At 68.7% G+C, this 23,488-nt stretch carries 20 protein-coding genes and 2 tRNA genes; 4 read left to right on the top strand and 18 right to left on the bottom strand.

Translation table 11 applies throughout. The features are described 5' to 3' along the window. Positions 1–42 precede the first annotated feature (42 nt). The 7 genes from rpsG to rplJ form a co-directional block, all read right to left on the bottom strand. Positions 43–513 (bottom strand): 30S ribosomal protein S7, encoded by a 471-nt coding sequence (rpsG, locus tag ABZ635_RS07655; RefSeq protein WP_184369222.1) that lies wholly within the window; start codon positions 511–513, stop codon positions 43–45. A 2-nt stretch (positions 514–515) separates the two neighbouring features. Beyond that, positions 516–887: a 30S ribosomal protein S12 gene (gene rpsL / locus ABZ635_RS07650; protein ID WP_014912437.1), complete on the bottom strand. Its 372-nt coding sequence runs from the start codon at positions 885–887 to the stop codon at positions 516–518. A 469-nt stretch (positions 888–1,356) separates the two neighbouring features. After that, positions 1,357–3,861 carry a hypothetical protein gene (locus ABZ635_RS07645; RefSeq protein WP_357760497.1) on the bottom strand — a complete coding sequence of 835 codons (2,505 nt, stop codon included), beginning with the start codon at positions 3,859–3,861 and terminating at the stop codon, positions 1,357–1,359. Positions 3,862–4,009: 148 nt separating this feature from the next. Continuing rightward, entirely contained in the window at positions 4,010–7,888 is a 3,879-nt protein-coding gene (locus ABZ635_RS07640; protein ID WP_357760495.1) for a DNA-directed RNA polymerase subunit beta', read from the bottom strand. A 34-nt stretch (positions 7,889–7,922) separates the two neighbouring features. Next, positions 7,923–11,390: a DNA-directed RNA polymerase subunit beta gene (rpoB, locus tag ABZ635_RS07635; RefSeq protein WP_357760492.1), complete on the bottom strand. Its 3,468-nt coding sequence runs from the start codon at positions 11,388–11,390 to the stop codon at positions 7,923–7,925. An 817-nt stretch (positions 11,391–12,207) separates the two neighbouring features. Beyond that, positions 12,208–12,591, bottom strand: a complete 384-nt coding sequence (gene rplL, locus ABZ635_RS07630; RefSeq protein ID WP_357760489.1) for a 50S ribosomal protein L7/L12 — start codon at positions 12,589–12,591, stop codon at positions 12,208–12,210. Between the two features lie 97 nt (positions 12,592–12,688). Next, the gene (gene rplJ, locus ABZ635_RS07625; RefSeq protein WP_357760487.1) at positions 12,689–13,216 is read right to left on the bottom strand and encodes a 50S ribosomal protein L10; all 528 of its coding nucleotides are present in this window, start codon (positions 13,214–13,216) and stop codon (positions 12,689–12,691) included. 358 nt (positions 13,217–13,574) lie between these two features. Here rplJ and ABZ635_RS07620 point away from each other — a divergent pair, with 358 nt between their 5' ends. Further along, positions 13,575–14,336: a hypothetical protein gene (locus ABZ635_RS07620; protein WP_357760484.1), complete on the top strand. Its 762-nt coding sequence runs from the start codon at positions 13,575–13,577 to the stop codon at positions 14,334–14,336. Positions 14,337–14,455: 119 nt separating this feature from the next. Next, a complete protein-coding gene (locus ABZ635_RS07615; RefSeq protein ID WP_357760481.1) occupies positions 14,456–15,301 on the top strand; it encodes an LppX_LprAFG lipoprotein in 846 nt (281 codons plus the stop codon). Between the two features lie 80 nt (positions 15,302–15,381). Here the strand turns inward: ABZ635_RS07615 and rplA are convergent, their stop codons facing one another. The 5 genes from rplA to ABZ635_RS07590 form a co-directional block, all read right to left on the bottom strand. Further along, positions 15,382–16,059, bottom strand: a complete 678-nt coding sequence (rplA, locus tag ABZ635_RS07610; RefSeq protein ID WP_357760478.1) for a 50S ribosomal protein L1 — start codon at positions 16,057–16,059, stop codon at positions 15,382–15,384. An 87-nt stretch (positions 16,060–16,146) separates the two neighbouring features. Further along, the gene (gene rplK, locus ABZ635_RS07605) at positions 16,147–16,575 is read right to left on the bottom strand and encodes a 50S ribosomal protein L11 (protein WP_357760475.1); all 429 of its coding nucleotides are present in this window, start codon (positions 16,573–16,575) and stop codon (positions 16,147–16,149) included. A 281-nt stretch (positions 16,576–16,856) separates the two neighbouring features. Beyond that, positions 16,857–17,666, bottom strand: a complete 810-nt coding sequence (nusG, locus tag ABZ635_RS07600; protein ID WP_357760472.1) for a transcription termination/antitermination protein NusG — start codon at positions 17,664–17,666, stop codon at positions 16,857–16,859. A gap of 216 nt (positions 17,667–17,882) precedes the next feature. Next, positions 17,883–18,137 carry a preprotein translocase subunit SecE gene (gene secE / locus ABZ635_RS07595; protein ID WP_049569206.1) on the bottom strand — a complete coding sequence of 85 codons (255 nt, stop codon included), beginning with the start codon at positions 18,135–18,137 and terminating at the stop codon, positions 17,883–17,885. Positions 18,138–18,236: 99 nt separating this feature from the next. Continuing rightward, positions 18,237–18,309 (bottom strand) — tRNA-Trp (locus ABZ635_RS07590). Between the two features lie 269 nt (positions 18,310–18,578). On the opposite strand from ABZ635_RS07590, the gene ABZ635_RS07585 reads away from it, so the two are divergent. After that, entirely contained in the window at positions 18,579–19,628 is a 1,050-nt protein-coding gene (locus ABZ635_RS07585; RefSeq protein ID WP_357760468.1) for an adenosine deaminase, read from the top strand. Positions 19,629–19,673: 45 nt separating this feature from the next. Here ABZ635_RS07585 and ABZ635_RS07580 read toward each other — a convergent pair whose 3' ends face one another. Next, positions 19,674–20,267, bottom strand: coding sequence for a TMEM165/GDT1 family protein (locus ABZ635_RS07580; RefSeq protein ID WP_357760465.1), 594 nt, complete (start codon positions 20,265–20,267; stop codon positions 19,674–19,676). A gap of 383 nt (positions 20,268–20,650) precedes the next feature. On the opposite strand from ABZ635_RS07580, the gene ABZ635_RS07575 reads away from it, so the two are divergent. Then, positions 20,651–20,959 (top strand): hypothetical protein, encoded by a 309-nt coding sequence (locus tag ABZ635_RS07575; protein ID WP_357760462.1) that lies wholly within the window; start codon positions 20,651–20,653, stop codon positions 20,957–20,959. A gap of 9 nt (positions 20,960–20,968) precedes the next feature. On the opposite strand, the gene ABZ635_RS07570 is transcribed toward ABZ635_RS07575, so the two are convergent. From ABZ635_RS07570 to ABZ635_RS07550, 5 genes are all read right to left on the bottom strand, one after another. After that, positions 20,969–22,039: a UDP-N-acetylmuramate dehydrogenase gene (locus tag ABZ635_RS07570; protein WP_357760460.1), complete on the bottom strand. Its 1,071-nt coding sequence runs from the start codon at positions 22,037–22,039 to the stop codon at positions 20,969–20,971. Positions 22,040–22,097: 58 nt separating this feature from the next. Beyond that, entirely contained in the window at positions 22,098–22,526 is a 429-nt protein-coding gene (locus ABZ635_RS07565; protein WP_357760457.1) for a MaoC family dehydratase, read from the bottom strand. Positions 22,527–22,541: 15 nt separating this feature from the next. Next, the gene (locus tag ABZ635_RS07560; RefSeq protein ID WP_357760454.1) at positions 22,542–22,985 is read right to left on the bottom strand and encodes a MaoC family dehydratase N-terminal domain-containing protein; all 444 of its coding nucleotides are present in this window, start codon (positions 22,983–22,985) and stop codon (positions 22,542–22,544) included. Between the two features lie 159 nt (positions 22,986–23,144). Next, the gene (rpmG, locus tag ABZ635_RS07555; RefSeq protein ID WP_026117477.1) at positions 23,145–23,309 is read right to left on the bottom strand and encodes a 50S ribosomal protein L33; all 165 of its coding nucleotides are present in this window, start codon (positions 23,307–23,309) and stop codon (positions 23,145–23,147) included. Between the two features lie 101 nt (positions 23,310–23,410). Next, a tRNA-Met gene (locus ABZ635_RS07550) sits at positions 23,411–23,486 on the bottom strand. Between the last annotated feature and the right edge of the window lie 2 nt (positions 23,487–23,488).

Below are 23,488 nucleotides of genomic sequence, written 5' to 3'. Positions count from 1 at the left end.
GCTCGTCTTCCCTAGGTCTCAAGGAATCGATTCGCCGCGGGGTTACCAGCGGTAGTGGGCGAAGGCCTTGTTCGACTCGGCCATCTTGTGCGTGTCCTCACGCTTCTTGACAGCCGCGCCCAGACCGTTGCTGGCATCGACCAGCTCGTTCATCAGACGCTCGGTCATGGTCTTCTCACGACGCTGACGCGAGTAGGAGACCAGCCAGCGCAGGGCCAGCGTGGTGGACCGGGAGGCGCGAACCTCGACCGGCACCTGGTAGGTCGCGCCACCGACACGGCGGCTGCGGACCTCCAGCGCGGGCTTGACGTTGTCCAGGGCTCGCTTGAGAACGACGAGCGGGTCCTGACCGGTCTTCTCGCGAGCACCCTCCAGGGCGTCGTACACGACGGCCTGGGCGATGGAGCGCTTGCCGTCGAGGAGCACCTTGTTGATGAGTGCGGTGACGAGCGGCGAGCCGTAGACCGGGTCGGTGATGAGCTGGCGCTTCGGCGCCGGGCCCTTGCGCGGCATGCTTACTTCTCCTTCTTGGCGCCGTAGTGGCTACGGGCCTGCTTGCGGCCCCGGACACCCTGGGTGTCGAGCGAACCGCGGACAATTCGGTAGCGAACGCCCGGCAGGTCCTTCACACGACCGCCACGAACCAGCACGATGCTGTGCTCCTGGAGGTTGTGACCGATGCCGGGAATGTAGGCCGTGACCTCGATGCCGCTGCTCAGCTTGACGCGAGCGACCTTACGCAGAGCGGAGTTCGGCTTCTTCGGCGTAGTGGTGTAGACACGCGTGCACACACCACGACGCTGCGGACTCCCCTTCAGCGCCGGGGTCTTGTTCTTTGCGACCTTGTCCTGTCGGCCCTTGCGGACCAGCTGCTGGATGGTGGGCACCGCGTCTCCGTCTTCCTCGTGACCTACGCCGGTTCTCGTAGCCGATATCGCTATTGACCTGCTGAATTTCCCGAATCTCCCCGACCCACGTGGTCGGGCGTGTCGCCCTCGTTCCCACGCATGGCGAACGGATGCACACCCGGCCGGAGGCCGATTCACAGGAGGGGGTTCACGCGCGCCGCGCGCCCTGTGTCCGTCCTAGGGAGGACTGGGGCGCCGCACACACACGTGTGACCCGTCGACTCACGGGCACAATCACACAGGCTACCGCTTACCGAACAGGCGGTCAAAACGGTGTGCGACATGGCGAGACAAGCGGAACCGGATCTCGCGTAGCCGTGGGTCTCCCCCAGTCTACGTGCTCCCAGACCCGCTTCGCCCCGGGTTTGCCGTCAGGGGGCGCGCGGAGTGCCAAAACGCGATCGGCCGCTGCCGGAGGACCCATGGTCCCCCGGCAGCGGCCGGGATTCTACAGAACGAACCAGATCGCGACGGAGATCACCGTCACGAGGATGCCGATGACCGCGAACACGGTGCCGGTGGTGATCAGGCCCAGCCCGTCGAGCGTTCCCCGCGACTCCCGGATCGCCCTCTTCGCCTTCGGTCCGGTGACGAACAACGCCAGGATCGCGGTGATCACACCGAGGCCGGGGATCAGCGAGGCGATACCGAGCCACAGGGTGGTGGTCGCCCCGGGTTCGGTGTCCGCGAGGAAGTCGACGCTGTCGTAGCCCGGGTAGTCGCCGTCCTCCCGGGCCTCGTCGAATCCGGGGAAGTCCTCGGCGATCCGGTCGCGGCGCCGCTTGGCGGGCTTGGGCCGCTCCGGCATGCCGTAGTCCGCCGGGGTGAAGTCGTCCTCGTACTCAGGTTCCGCGTCGCGTTCCCGCCGGTCCGAACCGACCTCTCCCTCCTCACGCGGATCGTCCCCGCCGACGTCGCCCGGGTATCCGTCGTCGTACCGGTCGTCGGGGTCGGCGCTCGGGTCGTCGTACCGGTCGTCCGCGTACCCCTCCTCGCGGAACGGATCGTCCCCGTAGCGGTCGTCGGACGGTGCGGGAGTCCGGTCGAAGGAGGGCGCGGTGAACATCTGGGTGGCGCCCTCGCCGCCCCGCCAGGAGTCGTCACCCTCCGTGGAGGCGGCGTCCCACGGCTGGTCGACCTCCTCACGGGACTCCCTGGACCTGGCCCGGGTCTGCATGTCGGCGATGGCCGCCAACGGGTCGTCGGAGCCGGGGACCGCCGCGGAGAGCGTTCCGGTGTCGGGCTCCCCCTCGGAGGCGACGCCCCAGTCGGTGTGGGCGGGTTCCGGCGAGGAGGAGTCGCGGCGGCGCCGCTCCGCGTCACGAACGACGTCGGGAAGGCGCGGGTCGTCGCGGTCGAAGGCCCAGGTGTTGCCGCTGCCGCCCTGGTCGGGTGCCGCGGAGGGCTCGTCCCCGAAGCGACCGCCGGAAAGCTCGTCACCGTAGCCGTCGTTGGAGGGCGGGACCACCCCACCGCCGTACTGGTCGGCGGACGGTGAGAACTCGTCGCCGTACCGGCCACCCGAAAGCTCGTCACCGTAGCCGTCGGTAGACGGTGAAAGCTCGTCGCCGTACCGGTCGGCGGACGGCGAGAGTTCGTCGCCGTACCGGCCACCCGAAAGCTCGTCACCATACCGGTCAGCGGACGGCGACAGCTCGTCACCGTACCGGTCGCCGGTACGGTACGTCGTCTCCTCCACGGGGCGGGGGGACAGCTCGTCGTCGTAGCGGTCACCGTCCCGGTGCGGAGTGCGGGCGTGGTCCGACCAGGGGCGTTCCGTCTGCTCGGCCCAGGGCTCGGCGGCCCCGCCCTGCCAGGTGTCCGTGGAGTCCGTGGACGGGCTCCAACTGTCCAACCCCTCGGTACCGTTCCACTCCCCGGACGGTTCCCCGCCGGGTTCGGGCTTCCAGAGTTCCTCGCCCGCACCGGTCGGGCTCCAGGAGTCGGAGGTGTCGGCCTCGGGCGTCCAGGGGTCCCGGCCGGGGCCGGACGCGTCAGTGTGCCGGGGCTCCTCCGTCCCTCCGAAGGACCCCGTGGGCAGCGGCTGATCCAGCGCCGGGTCCGGCGTCCGCACGTACCCCGTGTCCGAATCACCCACGCCCGTCGAGTCCCACGGAGCGGGGTCGGAACCGGAGTCGCGCGGAGTCCAGGGAGCCTCACCCGCACCCTGAGCCGACGGCCCGGGGTTCCACGCCTCGCGGGACGCGTCCAACGGGTCCCGGTCGTCGGCGACACGCGGCTCCCACGGGGCGGGGTCGCTCACGGGCCCCGGGGACGCGTCGGAGGGAGCCTCCGACCACGGGGTCTCCTGGGACGACCACGGGTCCCGAGCGGCCAGCGGGTCCCGGCCCGCGCCCGGGTCCCGGGCGGAACTCTCGGCGACGGGGTCCGGTGAGCCGCCCCAGGCGGTCGCGGAAGCGCGATCCGAGGCGGAGTCACCGGATGTCACGGGCTCCCAGGAGTCACGGGTGCCGGAGCCCCAGCCGCCGTGGGCGTCCTCCGCGGGCTCCTCGGGCGGCAGCGGTACGTCCGCGCTGGCCGCGATGCCGGGGAAGCCTCCGGAGGGTGCGTCCGGCTCCCGCCCGGAGAGCGGGTCGTCACCGGGTACGCGCGTCACCGGCTCGTAGGCCGAGGTCCCCGCACCCGGGTAGGAGATGGCACCCGGGACGTACCCGGAGTCCGGGGCCGGGGCGCCCAACGCGTCCGGGTAGGGCTCCACCATCGCCGGACGCGAGGCGCTCAGCCCCGCGTAGCCGCCGCTGTCCGGGAAGACCGCACCGCCCGAGGGGCCGTCCTCCTCGGAACGCTCCCCCGGGTGCGCCGCCGCGTCGTCCTCCAGGGGGTCCTGGTACTCCGACTGTGTGCGGTAACGGACCTCGCTGGGCTTGAACCAGGAGTCCGCGTCCGCCTGGGGCGCACGGTCTCCCGGCGCCCCGCCCCCGTTATCAGTCACTTGCCTGCTCTCCCGACAGCGCCGAAGCGCCTTCTCCCCGTCCGCACCGCAGTGTACGAACCGACAACGACGAAACGGCGGCGGGGCCACCCCCGGTGATGGGGGTGGCTGACCACCGCCGTCAGCTCAACCAACGTTCAGGTTGGACTTACCGGTTGTAGGGACCGAAGTCGTACTCCTCCAGCGGGACGGCCTCGCCCGATCCCTGACCGAAGGTGTACTCGCTGGGCTCCTCGTAACCGGAGACCGAGTACATCGAGGCCTTGGCCTCCTCGGTCGGCTCCACCCGGATGTTGCGGTACTGCGGAATACCGGTACCGGCCGGGATGAGCTTACCGATGATGACGTTCTCCTTGAGGCCCAACAGCGGGTCGCTCTTACCGTGGATCGCGTTCTCCGTCAGCACGCGGGTGGTCTCCTGGAAGGAGGCCGCCGACAGCCAGGACTCCGTGGCCAGAGAGGCCTTGGTGATACCCAGCAGCACCGGACGTCCGGCGGCGGGCTGGCCGCCCTCGGACACGACGCGTCGGTTGATCCGCTCGAACTTCGGCCGCTCGACCATCTCACCGGGCAGGAGCTCGGTGTCACCGGACTCCAGGATGTTCACCCGCTTGAGCATCTGGCGGACGATGATCTCGATGTGCTTGTCGTGGATGGACACACCCTGCGACTTGTACACCTCCTGGACCTCCGACACGAGGTGCTGCTGCACCGCGCGCGGACCCTGGATACGCAGCACCTCGTGCGGGTTGATCGCACCCTGGATGAGCTGCTGGCCGACCTTGACGTGGTCGCCGTCGCTCACCAGGAGCTGCGCACGCATCGGGACCGGGTAGGCGATCTCGTCCGTGCCGTCGTCGGGGATGACGACGATCTTCCGGCTCTTCTCGGTGTCGTCGACCCTGATCCGGCCCTCCATCTCGGAGATCGGGGCCACACCCTTGGGGATGCGGGCCTCGAAGAGCTCCTGGACACGGGGCAGACCGTGGGTGATGTCCTGACCGGCCGAACCACCCATGTGGAAGGTACGCATGGTCAGCTGGGTACCGGGCTCACCGATGGACTGGGCCGCGATGATACCGATCGCCTCGCCGACGTCCACCGGCTTGCCGGTCGCCATGGAGCGGCCGTAGCAGGTGGTGCAGACGCCGATCTTCGCCTCACAGGTGAGCGACGAACGGATACGCACCCGGGTGACCCCGGCGGCGACCAGCTTGTCGATGTTCTGCTCGGAGGTGTCGGACAGCGCCGGGAGGACGAGCTTGCCCTCGGGGTCCAGCGTGTCCTCTGCGATGGTCCGACCGAAACCGGTGTTCTCGACGTTGTGCTTGCGCACGACGACACCGGCGGCGTTCTTCTCGCCGATCTCGTGCCAGAGCGAACGGTCCGTGCCGCAGTCGATCTCGCGGACGATGACGTCCTGCGCGACGTCCACCAGACGACGGGTCAGGTAACCCGAGTCGGCGGTACGCAGGGCGGTGTCCGCCAGACCCTTGCGCTGACCGTGTGTGGAGATGAAGTACTCCAGCACGGACAGGCCCTCACGGTAGGAGGACTTGATCGGACGCGGGATGGTCTCACCCTTGGTGTTGGAGACCAGACCACGGATACCGGCGATCTGGCGCACCTGCATCGGGTTACCACGCGCACCGGACTGGACCATCATCCACACCGGGTTGTCGGCGGGGAAGTTGTCCTCCATGTTCTTGGCGACCTCGGCCGTGGCCTGGGTCCACACCTCGGTGAGCTCCTGACGGCGCTCGTCGTCGGTGATCAGACCGCGGTCGTACTCGCGCTGGATCTTGTCGGCCTTGCGCTCGTACCCGCCGAGGATCTCCGCCTTCTGCGGAGGCGCGACGACGTCCTCGATGCCGATGGTCAGACCGGACCGGGTGGCCCAGCGGTAACCGGCGTCCTTCAGGGCGTCCAGGGTCGTGGCGACCTGGACCTTGGGGTAGTTCTCGGCGAGGTCGTTGACCAGGACCGAGACCTGCTTCTTGCCCACCTGGAAGTTGACGTACGGGTAGTCCACCGGAGTGGCCTCGTTGAAGAGGTACCGGCCCAGCGTGGTCTCCAGGACGTAGACGTCGCCCTGCTCCCAGCCCTCCGGCGGCGTCCAGTCCTTGGGCGCGGGAGCGCCGTCGGCGATACGCAGTCGGATCTTGGCCTGCAGGTCGAGGTCGCCCAGGTCGTAGGCCATGATGGCCTCGGCCGGCGAGCGGAAGGCACGGCCCTCGCCCGGGGCACCCGCGCGCTCCGTCGTCAGGTAGTACAGGCCGATGATCATGTCCTGGGTGGGCATGGTCACGGGCTTGCCGTCGGACGGCTTGAGGATGTTGTTGGTGGCGAGCATCAGCAGCCGCGCCTCGGCCTGGGCCTCGGCGGACAGCGGAAGGTGCACGGCCATCTGGTCGCCGTCGAAGTCCGCGTTGAACGCGGTGCACACGAGCGGGTGGATCTGGATGGCCTTGCCCTCGACCAGCTGCGGCTCGAAGGCCTGGATGCCCAGGCGGTGCAGCGTCGGGGCGCGGTTCAGCAGCACCGGGTGCTCGGTGATGACCTCTTCGAGGACGTCCCACACCACGGGGCGGGACCGCTCCACCATGCGCTTGGCGCTCTTGATGTTCTGCGCGTGGTTCAGGTCCACCAGGCGCTTCATCACGAACGGCTTGAAGAGCTCCAGGGCCATCTGCTTGGGCAGACCGCACTGGTGCAGCTTCAGCTGCGGACCGACGACGATGACCGAACGGCCGGAGTAGTCGACGCGCTTGCCGAGCAGGTTCTGACGGAAACGGCCCTGCTTGCCCTTGAGCATGTCGGACAGCGACTTGAGCGGACGGTTACCGGGACCGGTGACCGGGCGACCGCGGCGGCCGTTGTCGAACAGCGCGTCGACGGCCTCCTGGAGCATCCGCTTCTCGTTGTTGACGATGATCTCGGGCGCGCCCAGGTCCAGCAGCCGCTTGAGGCGGTTGTTCCGGTTGATGACGCGGCGGTACAGGTCGTTGAGGTCGGAGGTCGCGAAGCGGCCACCGTCCAGCTGCACCATCGGACGCAGGTCCGGCGGAATAACCGGGATGCAGTCCAGCACCATGCCCATGGGGCTGTTGGTGGTGTTGAGGAACGCCGAGACGACCTTGAGCCGCTTCAGGGCGCGGGCCTTCTTCTGGCCCTTGCCGGTGCGGATGGTCTCCCGGAGCTTCTCCGCCTCCTCGTCCAGCTCGAAGTTGGACAGGCGGTCCTGGATGGCCTGGGCGCCCATGCCGCCGCGGAAGTACTTCCCGAAGCGGTCGCGCATCTCGCGGTAGAGCATCTCGTCGCCCTCGAGGTCCTGGACCTTGAGGTTCTTGAAACGGCTCCACACCTCGTCGAGGCGGTCGATCTCGCGCTGGGCGCGGTCGCGCAGCTGACGCATCTCGCGCTCGGCGCCCTCGCGCACCTTGCGGCGCGCGTCGCCCTTGGCACCCTGCTCCTCGAGCTCGGCCAGGTCGGCCTCGAGCTTGCGGTGGCGCTCCTCGATGGTGGAGTCGCGGCGCTGCTCCAGGTGCTGCTTCTCGACCGAGATCCGCGCCTCCAGCGACTGGAGGTCGCGCTCACGGGCCTCGGTGTCCACCCACGTGACCATGTAGGCGGCGAAGTAGATGATCTTCTCGAGATCCTTCGGCGCCAGGTCCAGCAGGTAGCCCAGGCGGGAGGGCACGCCCTTGAAGTACCAGATGTGCGTGACGGGAGCGGCCAGCTCGATGTGGCCCATCCGCTCACGGCGCACCTTGGCACGGGTCACCTCGACGCCGCAGCGCTCACAGATGATGCCCTTGAAGCGGACGCGCTTGTACTTACCGCAGTAGCACTCCCAGTCCCGGGTCGGACCGAAGATCTTCTCGCAGAAGAGTCCGTCCTTCTCGGGCTTGAGGGTTCGGTAGTTGATGGTTTCGGGCTTCTTGACCTCGCCGTGCGACCACTGGCGAATGTCGTCGGCGGTGGCGAGGCCAATCCGCAGCTCGTCGAAGAAGTTGACGTCGAGCACTTAATTCGTCCCCTGCTCTCGAAATCCGCGGAAGTTAGACCTCTTCGACACTGCTCGGCTCACGCCTGCCCAGGTCGATTCCCAGTTCTTCCGCGGCGCGGAAGACGTCCTCGTCACTGTCCCGCATCTCGATGGACATACCGTCACTGGACAGCACCTCCACGTTCAGACAGAGCGACTGCATCTCCTTGATGAGCACCTTGAAGGACTCAGGGATGCCCGGCTCGGGGATGTTCTCGCCCTTGACGATGGCCTCGTAGACCTTGACGCGACCCACCACGTCGTCGGACTTGATGGTGAGCAGTTCCTGGAGCGCGTAGGCGGCGCCGTACGCCTCCAGCGCCCAAACCTCCATCTCGCCGAACCGCTGGCCGCCGAACTGCGCCTTACCACCCAGCGGCTGCTGCGTGATCATGGAGTACGGGCCGGTGGAACGGGCGTGGATCTTGTCGTCCACGAGGTGGTGGAGCTTCAGGATGTACTTGTAGCCGACGGAGATCGGCTCGGCGAAGGGCTCACCGGTACGGCCGTCGAACAGGCGGGCCTTGCCGTCCTCGTTGATGAGGCGGTTGCCGTCCTTGTTCGGGCGGACCGACTGGATGAGGCCGCTCAGCTCGTCACCGTGCAGGCCGTCGAAGACCGGCGTGGCCACGCGCGAGTTGGGCTCGACCTCGGCCGCCCCGATCGCGTGCAGCGACTTCTGCCACTCCTCCTCGACCCCCTCGACCAGCCAGCCGTTCTTGGCCAGCCAACCCAGGTGGACCTCCAGTACCTGGCCGACGTTCATACGGCCGGGGACGCCCAGCGGGTTGAGGATGATGTCGACGGGGGTGCCGTCCTCCAGGAAGGGCATGTCCTCCTGGGGCAGGATCTTCGAGATGACGCCCTTGTTGCCGTGACGGCCGGCGAGCTTGTCACCGTCGGTGATCTTGCGCTTCTGGGCCACGTAGACGCGGACCATCTCGTTGACGCCGGGGGCGAGCTCGTCGCCCTCGTCGCGGCTGAAGACGCGGACGCCGATGACCTTGCCGGTCTCGCCGTGCGGCACCTTCAGAGAGGTGTCGCGGACCTCGCGGGCCTTCTCACCGAAGATGGCGCGCAGCAGGCGCTCCTCCGGGGTCAGCTCGGTCTCGCCCTTGGGCGTGACCTTGCCGACGAGGATGTCGCCGTCGACGACCTCGGCGCCGATGCGGATGATGCCCCGGTCGTCGAGGTCGGCCAGGACCTCCTCGCTGACGTTGGGGATCTCGCGGGTGATCTCCTCCGGGCCGAGCTTGGTGTCACGGGCGTCGACCTCGTGCTCCTCGATGTGGATCGAGGAGAGGACGTCGTCCTGCACCAGGCGCTGGCTGAGGATGATGGCGTCCTCGTAGTTGTGGCCCTCCCAGGACATGTACGCCACGAGGAGGTTCTTGCCCAGCGACATCTCGCCCTGGTCCGTGGACGGACCGTCGGCGAGGACCTGCTTGACCTCGATGCGCTGACCCTCGTGCACGATGGGGCGCTGGTTGAAGCAGGTGCCCTGGTTGGAGCGCTGGAACTTGCCCATGCGGTACGTCTTGCGCGTGCCGTCGTCGGCCATCACGGTGACGTAGTCGGCGGTGACGTCCTCGACCACACCGGCCTTCTCGGCGAGGATGACCTCACCGGCGTCGGTGGCGGCGCGGTACTCCATGCCGGTGCCGACGAACGGCGACTCGGCGCGCAGCAGCGGCACGGCCTGGCGCTGCATGTTGGACCCCATGAGCGCGCGGTTGGCGTCGTCGTGCTCCAGGAAGGGGATCATGGCGGTGGCGACCGACACCATCTGGCGCGGCGACACGTCCATGTAGTCGACCTCGTCGGTGCTGACCTGCTCGAACTCCCCGCCCTTACGGCGGACGAGCACACCGGCCTCGGCGAAGCTCCCATCCGGGTTCATCGGCGTGTTCGCCTGCGCGATGACGTAGAGGTCCTCTTCGTCAGCGGTCAGGTAGTCGACCTGGTCGGAGACCTTGCCGTCGATGATCTTCCGGTACGGCGTCTCGACGAAGCCGAAGGAGTTCACGCGGCCGTAGGCGGCGAGCGAACCGATCAGACCGATGTTCGGGCCCTCGGGCGTCTCGATCGGGCACATGCGGCCGTAGTGGGACGGGTGCACGTCACGGACCTCGAAGCCCGCGCGCTCACGGGACAGACCGCCCGGACCCAGCGCCGAGAGGCGGCGCTTGTGGGTCAGGCCCGCGAGGGGGTTGGTCTGGTCCATGAACTGCGACAGCTGCGAGGTGCCGAAGAACTCCTTGATGGAGGCCACGACGGGACGGATGTTGATCAGGGTCTGCGGCGTGATCGCCTCGACGTCCTGGGTCGTCATCCGCTCGCGCACCACGCGCTCCATGCGGGCCAGGCCCAGGCGGACCTGGTTCTGGATGAGCTCGCCGACGGTGCGCAGGCGCCGGTTGCCGAAGTGGTCGATGTCGTCGGTCTCGACCGGGCGGAGGCCGAGGACGGTCTCCTTCTCGACCTCACCAGCGTGCAGGCGCACGAGGTAGTCGATGGTCGCGACGATGTCCTCTTCGGTGAGGGTGCCCTGGGTGAAGTCGGTGTCGAGGCCGAGCTTCTTGTTGATCTTGTACCGGCCGACCTTGGCGAGGTCGTAGCGCTTGGGGTTGAAGTACAGGTTCTCCAGCAGCGCCTGGGCCGACTCCTTCGTGGGCGGCTCTCCCGGACGCAGCTTGCGGTAGATGTCCAGCAGCGCGTCGTCGGTACCGGCGGTGGGGTCCTTCTCCAGGGTGTTGCGGATCGACTCGTACTGGCCGAAGCGCTCAAGGATCTGGTCGGTGGTCCAGCCGAGCGCCTTGAGCAGGACGGTGACGCCCTGCTTGCGCTTGCGGTCGATGCGGACGCCGACGAAGTCGCGCTTGTCGACCTCGAACTCCAGCCAGGCGCCGCGGGACGGGATGACCTTGCAGCCGAAGAGGTCCTTGTCCGAGGTCTTGTCGACGGACTTGTCGAAGTACACACCCGGGGAGCGGACGAGCTGGGACACGACGACGCGCTCGGTACCGTTGATGATGAAGGTGCCCTTGACGGTCATGAGCGGGAAGTCGCCCATGAACACCGTCTGGCTCTTGATCTCACCGGTGTCGTTGTTGATGAACTCCGCCGTGACGAACATCGGGGCGGAGTACGTCATGTCCTTGTCCTTGCACTCCTCCTCGGAGTACTTGGGCGGCTCGAACCGATGGTCACGGAACGAAAGGGACATCGTGCCCGAGAAGTCCTCGATCGGGCTGATCTCCTCGAAGATCTCTTCGAGACCGGACTGCTCCGGAACGTCCTTGCGGCCGGCGTTGCGGGCCGTCTCGACCCGGGTCTTCCACGTGTCGTTGCCCAGCAGCCAGTCGAACGACTCGGTCTGCAGGGCCAGAAGGTTCGGAACCTCGAGGGGTTCCTGGATACGGGCGAAAGAAACGCGGTGCGGACCAAGGGCGTTAGCGGAGGCGTTGCGCGAGGCTGCCAACAGGGGTCCTTCCGAAGGCTTGTGGCGGTTGAAGCGCGCACGCCAGACGATCCGTCACGAGAGGGACCGCCGCAACGCGGTTGAGACGGTCACATCGAGCGGGTGACGGGCCTTCCGGAACCAGAGAAATGGGATGCGGAAGCCGTACACCGACACAGGGATCACCAAAGGGCAGCGCAAAAGAGCAGTGTAGCCGAACACCACACCGCTGTCCACTCACGGTCCACAGCGCCACTCACGACACCGGCAGGATCACCCCTGGAGGGCGATCCGTCAAGCCCGGCGTGCGCCCACCCGCGCCCCCGGAGGGAGCCGACGGCCCCGGGTCGTACCCGGGCGACGGCCGTACCGCCACCGCTCGCATCCCCGGGGGTAGGCCCTGGACCATCAGGGTGAAACAGTGCGCCTGCCCTGGCCCCACGGGGGATGTGAGCCAACGGACACCCGAGAGGATTCCCCCGCCCCAGGCGGGTAAACACTCTCTCCGGAGGCCTTCAAGATTCCCGGGACGGGAGATTATCGCGTCCCGGGGACAGTTCGCACACGCGCACTCGGGGTTCACGCCCGCGAACCGCCCCAGCTTCGCACACCGCCCAGCTCACGACGGTTCAGACACGGCGTCGTACACGACATACGGGACGTCGGTCCGTGGTTCGCGCCCGTGGCGGCCCGGGTTCCGGACCCCTGGCCGGAACCCTCGGTTTTCCGCAGGACCGAATCCCCCGGGCCGTCTCCGGACACGAGAAAGCGGCCGCCCCTCCCAAAGGAGGAACGGCCGCTTCACGCAGACCAGCGGGCGACTGGCGCCCGCGGAGGACTACTTGAGGGTGACGGTGGCGCCAGCGCCCTCAAGGGCGGCCTTGGCCTTCTCCGCGGCCTCCTTGTTGACGCCCTCGAGGAGAGCCTTCGGGGCGTTGTCGACGAGGTCCTTGGCCTCCTTGAGGCCCAGGCTCGTGAGACCGCGGACCTCCTTGATGACCTGGATCTTCTTGTCGCCAGCGGACTCGAGGACGACGTCGAACTCGTCCTTCTCCTCCTCGGCGGCCGGGGCGGCACCGGCGGGGCCGGCGGCGACGACGGCGGCCGGGGCGGCGGCGGTGACGTCGAACTTGTCCTCGAACAGCTTCACGAACTCGGAGAGCTCGAGGAGGGTCATCTCCTCGAACGCGGCAAGCAGGTCCTCGTTGCTGAGCTTCGCCATGATGCGATCTCTCTTTCTCTAACGACACGCGCGCCCAGTGGCGCATCGTGCGAGCCAGTGGCCGGGCGCCGGGGGCACCCGCCGTGGTTCATGGGGTTTAAGCGGCTTCCTCGGAACGCTTGTCCGCCAGGGCCTGCGCGAGACGCACAGTCTTGGACGGGAGCGCCTGGAAGACGGCGGCGGCCTGGCCCTGCTTGGCCTTGAGCGCACCGGCCAGCTTCGAGAGGAGAACCTCTCGGGACTCCAGATCGGCCAGCTTGGTGACGTCCTCGGCGCTCATCGACTTACCGTCGATGACGCCGCCCTTGATCACCAGCGGCGCGTTCGCCTTCGAGAAGTCACGCAGACCCTTGGCGGCCTCGACAACGTCCCCGTGGACGAAGGCGATGGCGGACGGGCCCTCGAGCAGATCGTTGATCTGCTCGTCGACGCCGGCCTCCTTGACCGCGATCTTGGTCAGCGTGTTCTTGACGATGCGGAAACGCGCTGTCTGACCGAGGCTGCGGCGCAGTTCAGTGATCTGCGCGACAGTGAGCCCCCGGTATTCGGTCAGCACGGCGCCGTTCGACTCACGGAACTCGTCCGTGAGTTCGGCGACCGCGGCTGCCTTGTCCGGCCTCGCCATGGGACTCCTTCCAACAGTGAACGCTGGTTGATTCCCAAGGGCTCCATGATCGGCGTCAGCACGAGAAAAAGCCCCGAGCGCGAGGCGCACGGGGCACGACCGCGTTCTCAGTACGTGACGTGCACGCCCCGGAACGGGAAAGCTCTGGTGACACCTGCGCGGGCGCCCATCAATGGGTCCTTGGGTCACCCGAGCGGGTGACGACCAGCGGTCTTCGGCAAGTACCAATCGTAGCCGACGTCCGGAGTGCTCGGCCCCCGAGAGGCACCCGCACCACGTGATCGCCACCACTGCTCACCCGCCGGGCGGCGAGGTGACAGCATGGGGGCCCGAGCCCCGCGCCTGAGGAGTCCCCACCGTGGAATCCCCCCGTTCCGCCCTGCTCCTGACCTGTGCCCTGTCCGCGACGCTGGCCGTGCCCGGCTGCGCCCTGTTCCCCGGGGCCGACCGGCCCTGGTACGAGGAGGCCGACACCGAGGCGCTGCTCGCCGTCCTGCCCGACACCGTGGCGGGAGCCGACGACTACACCCTCGACATCGGTGTCGGCACGGGGCCGGAGGGCGGTACCGCGACCCTGCTCACCTACGAGGTGTCGGCGTCCCCCGCGGCCGTGCGAGCCACGCTGAGCACGCCCGGCAGTCCCGAACTGGTGGTGGTCCGCCCCGAGGACGGCCAGGCCCTCCTGCACGACCCCGGGCGTGTGCTGGGAGCCCCGACCGACTGGGTCAGGGGTGACGCGCTCGTACCCTCCCCCTCCCCCACCGACGTGTTCGACCTCGGCTCCGTGGCCGAGGTGGTCGCGCTGCTCTCCGGGATGGAGGGGGTCGAACCGGGCCCCGCCGAGACCGTCGCGGGCACGGGGACGCTCCCGCTCCACGGTGTGCTGCCCGCGCTCGCGGACGGCGCCGACCCGCAGGGGCGGGCCGTCGTCGGCCCGATGCTGGGCGAGGAGGGCTCCGGACGCCTCGACGTGTCCGTCTGGGTGGACTCCGAGGGCTTCCCCGTCCGCCTGGAGTCCTCGGGCCCCACCTCCTCGCTGTGGCTGGAGTTCAGCGACCGGGGCGCGACCTCCTTCCACGTCCCCAACGGCGACGAGATCAGTGAATCCGTGCCGACATGAGCCCCACCGGGAACCGCGGGTCCGGATTGTCCGTCGAAGGTGGAAAGATCTAGGTCGAAGGGCGTCCCGCTCCATGAAGCGCCCGGGTCCTCCTCCACCGAGAAAGTGAATGATCCCCCGTGAAGACGCGCACCCCGGCCGTGGTCGCCGCCGGTTCCCTGTCCCTGGCCCTCGCCCTCACCGCCTGCGGTAACGACGCGGCCGACGAGACCACCGTCGAGGCCTCCGAGGAGACAGAGGAGAAGGGTGGTCTCCAGGAGCTGCTCAGCAGCCTCGGTGACAACACCGACGACATCACCAACTACACCCTCAGCCTCGACCTGAACATGCCCGACCCCGAGCTGGGCGACATCTCGATGGACATGGTCTACGAGGTGATGGACGACCCCGAGGCCGTCCAGACCACCATGTCCATGCCGTTCCTCGGCGAGATGATGCTGGAGCTGATGTCCCTCGGCGGCGAGGCCCCCGAGGGCGTCACCGCCGACGACCTGGGCACCTTCATCGTCATCCTCCAGCCCGGCCAGGACCCGTTGGTCGCCGACCAGCACGGCCTCCAGGGCGACAGCCCCTGGCTCCGTACCGACGAGGCCAGCATGGACCAGGACCCGGACGAGTTCTTCGACATCGAGTCCCTGCCCGAGCTCGCCGGCGCGTTCGCCGCCCTGGAGCAGGCCGAGGAGACCGGTACCGAGGAGGTCGACGGGGTCGAGACCACGGTGGTGTCCGGCTCGATGACCAACGACGACCTGGCCGAGCTCGACCCCGAGCAGGCCCGCGCGGTCAAGGACCTGGTCGGCAGCGACATCGCCGGGACGCTCGACGTCACCCTGTGGATCGACGGAGACGGCTTCCCGATGCGCATGGAGTTCTCCGACGACGAGGCCGACATCGCGATGGAGTTCTCCGCCATCGGATCGACCGCCTTCGACCTCCCGTCCGAGGACGAGATCGGCACCGTGTAACCGCCGCACACGCGAAACGGCCCCCGCTCTCCCTGAGGAGGCGGGGGCCGTTCGTGTGTCACACGAGGACCGCGAAGACCCTAGGCGTCGAGCGGGATGCTCGGGCCCATCGTGGTGGTGACCACGGCCTTCTTGATGTAGCGGCCCTTGGCGGCGGACGGCTTGAGGCGGTTGACCTCGTCGATCGCGGCCTGGTAGTTCTCCAGCAGCTTGGGCTCGTCGAACGAGACCTTGCCGATGATGAAGTGCAGGTTCCCGTGACGGTCCACGCGGAACTCGATCTTGCCGCCCTTGATCTCGGTCACGGCCTTGGCCACGTCCGGGGTGACGGTGCCCGTCTTGGGGTTCGGCATGAGGCCACGCGGACCGAGCACGCGGCCCAGACGGCCGACCTTGCCCATGAGGTCCGGGGTGGCCACGACGGAGTCGAAGTCGAGGAAGCCGTTCTGGACCTTCTCGACCAGGTCGTCGTCGCCGACGATGTCGGCGCCAGCGGCACGAGCCTGCTCGGCACGCTCACCGGTCGCGAAGACCAGGACCCGAGCGGTCTTGCCGGTGCCGTTCGGCAGGTTCACGGTGCCGCGGACCATCTGGTCGGCCTTGCGCGGGTCGACGCCCAGACGCAGGGCGACCTCGACGGTCGCGTCGAACTTGACGGAGGTGGTCTCCTTGGCCAGCTTCAGAGCCTCGGCGGGGCTGTAGAGCCGGTCGCGGTCCACCAGGTTGTTTGCTTTGCGGTGGTTCTTGCTGCGCTTCACGCTGTTCTCCTACGGGAACGTGTGGTCCTAGGGCCAGCGCCTGGCCCTGCCACGGTGGTTCTTGCCGTCGAGCTACCCCGAGGGGAGCTACTTGACCTCGATGCCCATCGAGCGGGCGGTGCCGGCGACGATTTTGGACGCGGCCTCGATGTCGTCGGTGTTGAGGTCGGGCAGCTTGGTCTGCGCGATCTCACGGACCTGGTCGGCGGTGATCGAACCGGCGGTGCTGCGACCCGGGTCGGTGGCGGCCTTGTCCAGCCCGGCGGCCTTCAGGATCAGCCGAGGCGCCGGGGGCGTCTTGGTGACGAAGGTGAAGGAACGGTCCTCGTAGATGGAGATCTCGACGGGGATGACGTTGCCGCGCTGGGCTTCCGTAGCAGCGTTGTACTGCTTGCAGAAGTCCATGATGTTGACGCCGTGCGGACCGAGCGCGGTACCGACGGGCGGCGCCGGGGTCGCCTGACCGGCGGGCAGCTGCACCTTGACGAGTGCGGCAAGTTTCTTCTTCGGAGGCATATCGGGTCCTTTGCCTGATCTGCGTTGTGTGCCGTCCCTGCCTCCCCCACGGAGCCACGGGCCACGGGGACCGCGGTGGAACCGCTGCCGAAGGAGGCTGTCCGTGCCGGAGGCACGGTGTCACGGACCGTCGGGACCGGACGGACCGGAGCGCGTTCCGCCCGGGTTCGCACCCGGGCGGGACAGCGCGACAGTGGGCCCGTCCCGCGAAGGACGGACCCACCAAGTCTACGTCGCCCGGACAGTGGTCCGGGCGGGTCGTGGGGAAGGCCCCACGGGGATCAGATCTTGGCGACCTGGTTGAACGAGAGCTCCACCGGGGTCTCGCGACCGAAGATCGACACCAGCACCTTGAGCTTCTGGGTGTCCGCGTTGATCTCGCTGACGGTGGCGGGCAGGGTCGCGAACGGACCCTCCATGACGGTGACGGACTCGCCGACCTCGTACGCCACGTCGGAGCGGGTCTCGGAGCCGCCGCCGGACGCCTTGGCCTGCTGCGCCTGCTCGGGCTCCACCTCCGGCTCGGGCGCCAGGAGCTTGGCGACCTCGAACAGGCTCAGCGGGGCGGGCTTGTTCGACAGGCCCACGAAACCCGTGACGCCGGGGGTGTTGCGGATGGCCGACCAGGACTCGTCGGTCAGGTCCATGCGGACGAGGACGTAGCCGGGCAGGACCTTCTCGGTGACCTGCTGGCGCTTGCCGCTCTTGACCTCGGTGACCTCGTGCTCGGGCACCTCGACCTGGAAGATGTACTCCTCCATGTTGAGGGACTGGGTGCGGCTCTCGACGTTGGCCTTGACCCGCTTCTCGTAGCCCGCGTAGGTGTGCACGACGTACCAGTCGCCGGGCAGCAGGACCAGCTCGTTGCGGAACTCCTCGACGGGGTCGAGACGGGGCAGCTCGGGCTCCGCGTCGGCCTCGTCGGCGTCCTCGGTGCTCTCGTCGGCCTCGCCGGCCAGCTCCGGGCTGTCGGCGTCGGTCGGCTCGACCGCTTCCTCGGACAGCTCGCCCGCCAGGCCGGTCTCTTCCGCCGACGACTGATCCGGCTCCTCTTCGGGGAAGTCGTCAGAGGTCAGTGGGGACTCGGACACGGCTGCTCTTTCTCTCGTCGGATGCGCTAGTGCGTGCGACGCACACCGAAAACGGGCCGTGCGTCGAACCCAGTCCTGCCAGCTTACGGTCTCTCCGGGCGAGGCGGGACCAACGCGCGGACGAGCGTGGCCGGACGGAGCCGACCGGGAGGAACCGGGTGAGGGTGGACACGGCCACCGTCGAGCGGCGCCCACGGGGCGCCGGGAGGGCCGGGGCTAGGCGCCGGCGGGACGGCCGAAGGTGCCGTAGAGCCAGGTCACGGCCTCGCCGAAGGCGAAGTCGAGAAGGGAGACGTAGGCGAGGACGATCACGACGAACACCATCACGACGATGGTGTAGGTGACCAGCTCCTTGCGCGTGGGCCAGCGAACCTTGCGGAGTTCTCCGACGACCTGCTTGGTGAACGTCACCGGACCGGTACGACGCTTCGGCTCCTTGTCGGGCTTCGCGTCGGCGTCAGTCTGAGTCACCTGGGGTCCTTAGGGTCGCGGGTTGCTTCGTATCCCCGTAGTTCCGTCGCCCTCGCGGCCGGGGCGGCGTACACGCCACCCCGACCACGCGCGGACTTGCAGGGCAGGAGGGACTCGAACCCCCAACCGCCGGTTTTGGAGACCGGTGCTCTGCCAATTGAGCCACTGCCCTTAGCGGAAACTGCGTTCCCCACCATAGCCGGTCCTGAGTGCTGTCGCACACCCCTGGCGGAATGTGACGCCCGCACGGCGACCGGCCGACGCGGAAGAGTGTACGCCCTCGGCACGGCGGTGGACAAACCGGTATCCCGCCGTCCGCGCGCCGGTGCCCCTCCCTGGTATCCGCCGGGCCCCTCCCGCCCCGCCGCCGCGACGCGCCTCGTGCTGTGGTGTTGGTCATTCCTGGCACGCCCGGTGCCCCCGATACGGCAGGCTTGGTTCATGGAGACACCGACCACCGCTCGCCGACTGGATCGGCTGCCCAAGGCCCACCTGCACCTGCACTTCACCGGATCGATGCGCCACGGCACCCTGGTGGAGCTGGCCGAGGAGCGCGGCGTGCACCTGCCCCAGGCCCTGGTCAAGGAGTGGCCGCCCAAGCTCAGGGCCACCGACGAACGCGGTTGGTTCCGCTTCCAGCGCCTCTACGACGTCGCGCGTTCGGTGCTGCGCCGCCCGGAGGACATCCACCGCCTGCTGTTGGAGGCCGCCGAGGACGAGCGCGCCGCCGGCTCGGGCTGGTTGGAGATCCAGGTGGACCCCAGCGGGTACGCGTCGCTCTTCGACGGGCTGACCGCGACCCTGGAGCTGATCCTGGACGCCGCCCGGGTCGCCGAACGCGAGACCGGAGTGGCGATCGGCATCATGGTGGCCGCCAACCGCACCCGGCACCCGCTGGACGCCCGGGCGCTGGCCCGCCTGGCGGCGCAGTACGCCGGGCGCGGGGTGGTCTCCTTCGGGTTGAACAACGACGAGCGCCGGGGCCGGGCCCGGGAGTTCGAGGCGGCCTTCAGGATCGCCAAGCGCGCGGGCCTGCTCTCCACGCCCCACGGCGGGGAGCTCAACGGGCCCCGCAGTGTCCGGGAGTGCCTGGACGAACTGGACGCCGACCGCGTCGGGCACGGGGTGCGCGCCGTGGAGGACCCGTACCTGCTGGAGCGCATCGCGACCCAGGAGGTCACTCTGGAGGTCTGCCCGACCTCCAACGTGGGCCTGGGCGTGTTCGAGGAGCTCGGCCACGTCCCGCTGCGCAGGCTCTACCAGGCCGGGGCCCCGATCGCCCTGGGGACCGACGACCCCCTGCTGTTCGGCCCCCGCCTCGTGGAGCAGTACCGGATCGCCCGGGAGGTGTTCGGGTTCACCGACACCGAGCTGGCCGACCTGGCCCGGATGTCGGTTCGCGGCTCGGGCGCCCCCGACTCCCTGAAGAAGCAGTTGCTCGCCGGGGTGGACGACTGGCTGGCGGGGGAGCCGGAGCCGGTGGAGGCCTGACCGGGTGAAGGCGTGACCGGATGGCGGCGCCCCCGGTGGGGGCGCTCAGGCCAGGACCATCCAGGCGCCCTGGCCCAGCATCGCGACTCCCGCGACGAAGAACAGTACGGCGGCGCCGATCCGGATGGCGCGTTCCGGAAGCTTCTTGCCGAGCACGGCGCCGATGGCGATCGCGATGGCGTCGGCGGCGACCATGCCGACGGTGGAGCCCAGCCACACCGGGAGCCAGTGGTACTGCGTACCCACGGTGATGGTGGCGAGCATCGTCTTGTCGCCGAGCTCGGCGACGAGGAAGACCACGAACACGGTCATGAAGCCGGACCGGATGCGGCGGGAGGCGGCGCGTTCCTCGTCCTTGTCGGTCATCTCGTCGCCGCGCAGCGTCCACAGCCCGAAGACGAGGAACGCGGCCCCGGCCGCGAGGGTGAGCCAGTCGGTGGGGATGGCCGCGCCGAGGACCTCGGCGATGAACACGCTGCCCAGGTGCACCACGGCGGTGGCGACGGTGATGCCGAGGATGACGGTGAGGGCGCGGTAGCGGGTCGCCAGGGACATGGCGACCAACTGGGTCTTGTCGCCCATTTCGGCGATGAAGATGGCACCGGCGCTCACGCCGAGGCCGACGAGAAATGCTGACATGGTTCTCCCGCTGTCCGTGATGGGCAGAAGGAGGCGGAGAACGCCCCTTCAACCCGGTCGATTCCTACCGGGTCAAAGGTCTCGTCCGCCCGCTGAGCTGGGCTCACACGGCCGGGACGACGTGTCCAGTATGTCGACCGCGCACATTGGGGACTACTCCCCTTCGACAGTCACGACATTACCAGAACGAATTCACATGGCAATTTGTCGACTGCGCTAATTGTTTTATCAGGAAGGCCAGACAACGGAGTTGGCGGCGCCCAACTTATTTCTTGGCCGAACAGTCACCAGTGGTGACACCCCACTGACCAGGAGTTTCGTGGCAACCGGCATCCTGTCTCACGCGTCTAGGGGACACATTCCCCGACACGAGGAGCTCCCACGTGGTCCGCAAGACACCCCTCGCCGTGAGCGCGCTCACGGCCGCGCTGTTCCTGGTCGGTTGCGCCGGAGAGCCCTACGACCAGAACGCGCACCGGGAGACGATCGAGACCTACGGCGAGCGGGTGACCGACATGGACGCCGTCACCCGAGCCACCGAGTCCGCGTGCGCGGCGGACAGCGCTGACGCCTGGGTCGACGACTACATGGACCAGGGCGGCGACCCCGGACTCCTCGTCATCGGGCTCGACCAGATGTGCGCCGACCGTGTGAAGGAGTTCGAGGGAGCGCTGTCGCCGTACGGGTGGTGACCGGGGGTCTCAGAGGCTGACGCCGAGCATCACGGGCTCGTTCACCAGCCGCACCCCGAAGGCCGCCTCGACCCCGGACCGCACCTCGCGGGCCAGGTCCAGGAGGTCGGCGGTGGTGGCACCGCCCGGGTTGGTCAGGGCCAGGGTGTGCTTGCCCGAGATGCGGGCGGGGCCGTCGCCGTACCCCTTGGTGAACCCGGCCCGGTCGATCAGCCAGGCCGCGGAGAGCTTCACGTTCCCGGCGTCGTCGGGGTGCCCGGGTACCTCCGCGTCCGCGCCCAGACGGGCGACGGCGCGCTCGCGGAAGGCCGCGTACTCCTCGGGCGACAGCACCGGATTGGTGAAGAACGAGCCCGCGCTGCGGGTGTCCGGGTCGGCGGGGTCCAACACCATGCCCTTGCCCCGTCGCAGGCCGAGGACGACCTCGCGCGCCCGCTCCAGGGGCACCCTCTCCCCCGCGTCCACGCCCATGGCGCGGGCCACCTCGGCGTAGCGGACGGGGCGGCTCAGCGGTCCCCGGCGCAGCTCGAAGACGACCTCGCAGACCACGTACCGGTCGTGCCCCTTGAAGGCGCTGTCCCGGTAGGTGAAGCCGCAGTCGGCGTTGGAGAGCGTGACCAGCTCGCCGGAGGCGCGGTCCAGGACCAGCACCTCGCGGACGGTCTGGCTCACGTCCTGGCCGTAGGCGCCCACGTTCTGGATGGGGGTCGAGCCCACCCGGCCGGGGATGCCGGACAGGAACTCGACGCCGTTGAGCCCCTCGGCCACGGTCCGCTCCACCAGCGGGTCCCACTCCACGCCCGCGTCCGCCCTCAGCAGGACGACCTCCTCACCCGTCTCCGGGTCCGTGCCGCCCGGCGCCGTGGTGACGCCCTGGGAGGCCACCAGGACCACCGTGCCGGGGAACCCGTCGTCCGCGACGACCAGGTTGCTGCCTCCGCCGAGCACGAGCACGCGCTCACCCGAGCGGTCGGCCTCCCTGACGAACGAGACGAGCTCGTCGGTGGAGCTGGCGGTCCGGAAGGCCTTGGCGGGGCCGCCCAGGCCGAGGGTGGTGTGGTCGGCGAGCATCGTGGACACGGGGCATACCTCTTGCGGAGAGAACGAACGCGGGTGCGGGCGGGCCGGTGCGGCCGGGCTACGGGGCCAGACGGACCACGGCCGAGGCCTTGGCCAGGACCTTGGCGCCGCCGGAGCGGGCGGTGAGCAGAACGGTGACGGTGCCGTCGTCGTTCTTGGCCTTCACCTTGCCGCTGACGGTGATCTCGGCGCCCTGGTCGTCGTCCGGGACGACCACCGGCGCGGAGAAGCGCACCGCGTAGTCGACGACGCTGCCCGGGTCCCCGGTCCAGTCGGTGACGACCCGGCCCGCCTCGGCCATCGTGAACATGCCGTGCGCGATCACGTCGGGAAGCCCGACCGACTTGGCGAACCGCTCGTTCCAGTGGATCGGGTTGAAGTCACCCGAGGCGCCCGCGTAGCGGACCAGGTCCAGTCGGCGGACCGGGAAGGTCCGCTCGGGGATTTGGGTGCCGACCTCGACGTCGGCGTGCTTGATCCTGTTCACTGTCTTCCCCGCTTCCTAGGAACCCCGGACGACGAGCATCATGCCCGCCGTCACCACGTGCTCGCCGTCGGCCGCCTCGGCCACCGTCTCCATGGTGATGAGCTCGTTGCCGCCCAGCGCCTTGATGTCGGTGATGCGGGTGACCGTGCTCAGGACGTCGCCCGCCTGGAGCGGACGGCTGTAGCGGAAGCTCTGGTCGCCGTGGACAACCCGGGAGAAGTCGACCCCGAGGTCCGGGTCGGACAGGGCCAGCGCGGAACCGGCCATGCCGAGGATCACCGGGAAGGTGGGCGGGGCGATGACGTCGGCGTACCCGAGGGCCTTGGCGGAGGCACGGTCGAGGTAGACCGGGTTGAGGTCGTTGATCGCCTCGGCGAACTCGCGGATCTTGCCGCGCGTCACCTCGTAGGCCTCGGGCGCGGGGTACTCCCGGCCGAGGTAGTCAGGGTTGATCGCCACGCTCTGTCTCTCCTGTGCGGTGTGCGCTCACGAACCGGCCGGGGCCTGCGCCCGCCGCCCGTGTCAGCAATAACAAAAGCCCGGTGAGCGAAGTGCTCACCGGGCTGGAGTCTACGAGAAGCCGACCGCTCCCTGCCGGGGACGACGGACCTGGAGAACCTAGCGGGTCTCGCGGTGGTCGTTGTGCTTGCGGCAGTTCGGGCAGAACTTCTTGATCGTCAGACGGTCGGGGGTGTTCCGACGGTTCTTGCGCGTGATGTAGTTCCGGTGATTGCACTCCTGGCAGGCCAGGGTGATCTTCGGCCTCACGTCTGTGGCAGCCACTTCGGAGTGCCTTTCTCGCTGGAGACATTACCTGGGCGCAGTTGAACACTGCTGGAGACCCACAACGACCCCTGAGTACTGGGCCTCAGGGGTCAGCGGGTTGGTAGCGGGGGCCGGACTTGAACCGACGACACAGCGATTATGAGCCGCTTGCTCTACCGACTGAGCTACCCCGCCCC

Origin of the sequence: Nocardiopsis sp. NPDC007018, from assembly GCF_040635075.1 — a bacterium.
In the GTDB taxonomy this organism is placed as follows: Bacteria; Actinomycetota; Actinomycetes; order Streptosporangiales; family Streptosporangiaceae; genus Nocardiopsis.
This window is presented reverse-complemented; position numbering and strand designations above follow the sequence as displayed.

Coding starts and splice junctions, on each gene's coding strand:
- rpsG (WP_184369222.1), bottom strand. CDS start 513: ATGCCGCGCAAGGGCCCGGCGCCGAAGCGCCAGCTCATCACCGACCCG.
- rplL (WP_357760489.1), bottom strand. CDS start 12,591: ATGGCGAAGCTCAGCAACGAGGACCTGCTTGCCGCGTTCGAGGAGATG.
- rplJ (WP_357760487.1), bottom strand. CDS start 13,216: ATGGCGAGGCCGGACAAGGCAGCCGCGGTCGCCGAACTCACGGACGAG.
- rplK (WP_357760475.1), bottom strand. CDS start 16,575: ATGCCTCCGAAGAAGAAACTTGCCGCACTCGTCAAGGTGCAGCTGCCC.
- ABZ635_RS07585 (WP_357760468.1), top strand. CDS start 18,579: ATGGAGACACCGACCACCGCTCGCCGACTGGATCGGCTGCCCAAGGCC.
- ABZ635_RS07580 (WP_357760465.1), bottom strand. CDS start 20,267: ATGTCAGCATTTCTCGTCGGCCTCGGCGTGAGCGCCGGTGCCATCTTC.